Raw genomic sequence first — 2,822 nt, 5'->3', positions numbered from 1 at the left:
GAGCCGAGACCGATCTTGGTCATCGCATCCTTGAACTTCGAGCGGTCTTCCGCCTTGTCTATCGCTTCCGGCGAGGCGCCTATCAGTTCGCACTTGTACTTCGTCAGTACGCCGTTGTGATGCAGGTCCAGCGCGCAGTTCAGCGCCGTCTGGCCGCCCATCGTCGGCAGGATGGCGTCAGGACGTTCCTTGTCGATGATGCGCTCGACTGCCTGCCAAGTGATCGGCTCGATGTAGGTGACGTCGGCCATTTCAGGATCGGTCATGATGGTCGCAGGATTGCTGTTGACCAGAATGACGCGGTAGCCTTCTTCACGCAAGGCCTTACAAGCCTGTGCGCCGGAGTAATCGAATTCACAAGCCTGACCGATCACGATCGGGCCGGCACCAATAATCAGTATGCTTTTAATGTCGCTGCGTTTAGGCATTTTTATTCTTCTCCATCATCGCCACAAAGCGATCAAACAAGGGGGCGATGTCATGCGGGCCTGGCGATGCTTCAGGGTGACCCTGGAAGCAGAATGCCGGCTGGTCGGTGCGTTCAAAACCTTGCAGCGAACCGTCGAACAGCGAAACGTGAGTCACGCGGCAATTTGCCGGCAAGGTTGCTGCATCGACTGCAAAGCCGTGGTTTTGCGAGGTGATCAATACTTTTTTGCTATCCAGATCCTGCACTGGATGGTTCGCGCCGTGATGGCCGAATTTCATCTTCAGTGTTTTGGCGCCGGATGCCAGCGCCATGATTTGGTGACCGAGGCAAATACCAAAGGTCGGGATGCCGCGTTCAATCAATTCTTTGGCGGCCGCAATCGCGTAATCGCACGGTTCCGGATCGCCAGGGCCATTCGACAGGAAAATGCCGTCCGGCTTGAGCGCCAGTGCATCGGCGGCAGATGCCTGCGCCGGCAACACGGTAACTTTGCAACCCCGCTGCGCCAGCATGCGCAGGATGTTGAACTTGACGCCGTAATCGTAGGCCACGACGTGGAACTTGGGCGCGGTCTGCTGGCCGTAGCCTTGTCCCAGCTGCCATTCAGTTTCAGTCCATTGATACGACTGCTTGGTCGATACGACCTTGGCCAGATCAAGTCCGGCAAGACCCGGGAAGGTTTTCGCCAGCGCCAGTGCTTTTTCCACCGTCGCATCTTCACCAGCCAGAATGACGCCGCTTTGTGCGCCTTTTTCGCGCAGGATGCGGGTCAATTTACGGGTATCGATGCCGGCAATGCCGACGATATTCTCGGACTTCAGATAATCGGACAGCGTCTGCGTCGAACGGAAGTTGGAAACCAGGATAGGCAAATCCTTGATGATCAAGCCAGCCGCGTGAATCCTGCTCGACTCGACATCTTCGGCATTGACGCCGGTGTTGCCGATATGGGGATAAGTAAGGGTAACGATCTGGTTGCTGTAACTCGGGTCAGTGAGGATTTCCTGATAACCGGTCATAGACGTATTGAAAACGACTTCACCGACCGTATGGCCCGGCGCACCTATCGAAAAACCTTTGAAAATCGACCCGTCTGCTAGCGCGAGGATAGCAGGAACTGTAGGGCCAGAAAAGAATGGCGGCAAGGGGTAACTCCTGATGTTGTTACCGCCGCTGCGCTGCGCCAGATCGACCGTTCGAAACCCGCGCGCAAACTTTGCGCGTCATGCTCAAGCCAGGGTTAGGACTAGTCTTATTTAGACGATGGGAAATGGGTATGCGCTACGGCGGAGTAAAATTAGCTAAACCGCCGAATTATAGTGCAAAACACCCCCGACTGGCAACCGAATCCGGCGCTGCGGGGGTGTTTAAGTGAAGTCCTGCGATGTCAGTCTGCCAAAACAAGGCGACTGTATCAGGCGCCTATCGCAGCGATGCCGACCTTGGCAATTTGTGCATCCTCATTCGATTTCACACCCGAGACACCGACGGCGCCGAGGCACTGGCCGTTGACGATGATGGGTACGCCGCCTTCCAGCAAGCCTTCCAGCACCGGTACGGTCATGAACGAGAAACGCCCGTTATTGATGATGTCTTCATAGACCTTGGATTCACGACGGCCCAATGCCGCAGTGTTGGCCTTGGCCGGCGCAATATGCGATGAAATCGGTGCGGCGCCATCCATGCGCTGCAACCACAGCAAATGACCGCCATCATCGACGATGGCTATCGTGACTGCCCATTTGTTCAGGCTGGCTTCGGTTTCTGCTGCTGCCGCGATTTTTTTTACATCATCAAGCGTCAGTATTTGTTTTGATTGCATGGTGTCTCCTGTCAAAGAAGCATGAATTGTACGTCAGGCTATCCGGACAGTCATCGCGGAATCGATATTTTTCAACTCGAAATAGCCGTGCCCAGCGATGGCCATCCCTAACAGGCCATGCTAGCTTCTTTGCTGCTTTAACAGCAGATCGACCAGGGGTTGCAGTTCGGCCGACAGCTTTCCTATATGGGCAAGTACCTGCTCTTCCTTGCCATCCTTGATCCACCGCAGCAGGGTGGCCAGATCTATCGACAAATCAGTCGTTTCCGCTGACAGCGTCGACGTCGCGGCATCATCCACCATGGCGGGCACACTCCGGCCCTGCCGCAGCAGCACTTCTTCTTTAGCGCCGATCACACCGGTAATCGCATTTTGCAAACCCAGCAAGGCCCGGTTTTTCGCTATCATCCGCATGTTCCGCAGCGTGCCTTTTGGCTCCGCAAGCTCGCTATCGTATTCTGTAATCGAGACGACGCCACAGCTTGCAATCAAAACCATTTGAGTATCCTTGATCAAATTGGCATGTGCGATCGCACGGCAGACACGCTCGGCAAAATTACGGGCGGAATC

The 2,822-nt window shown here is 55.2% G+C and carries 2 protein-coding genes and 2 pseudogenes; all 4 read right to left on the bottom strand.

What is annotated here, in order from left to right; genetic code table 11:
• A pseudogene (carB, locus tag Q7T06_RS04700) lies at positions 1–428 on the bottom strand (carbamoyl phosphate synthase large subunit); the annotation flags it as partial.
• Entirely contained in the window at positions 421–1,575 is a 1,155-nt protein-coding gene (gene carA, locus Q7T06_RS04695; protein WP_304781030.1) for a glutamine-hydrolyzing carbamoyl-phosphate synthase small subunit, read from the bottom strand. The gene carA and the pseudogene carB, both read right to left, overlap by 8 nt.
• Positions 1,576–1,844: 269 nt before the next feature.
• Complete coding sequence (locus Q7T06_RS04690; protein WP_304781027.1) at positions 1,845–2,252, bottom strand: heme-binding protein; 408 nt, start codon at positions 2,250–2,252, stop codon at positions 1,845–1,847.
• A gap of 120 nt (positions 2,253–2,372) precedes the next feature.
• Positions 2,373–2,822, bottom strand: a pseudogene (locus Q7T06_RS04685) (response regulator); the annotation flags it as partial.

It is taken from the genome of Herminiimonas sp., from assembly GCF_030645555.1.
Taxonomy (GTDB): domain Bacteria; phylum Pseudomonadota; class Gammaproteobacteria; order Burkholderiales; family Burkholderiaceae_D; genus Oxalicibacterium.
This window is presented reverse-complemented; position numbering and strand designations above follow the sequence as displayed.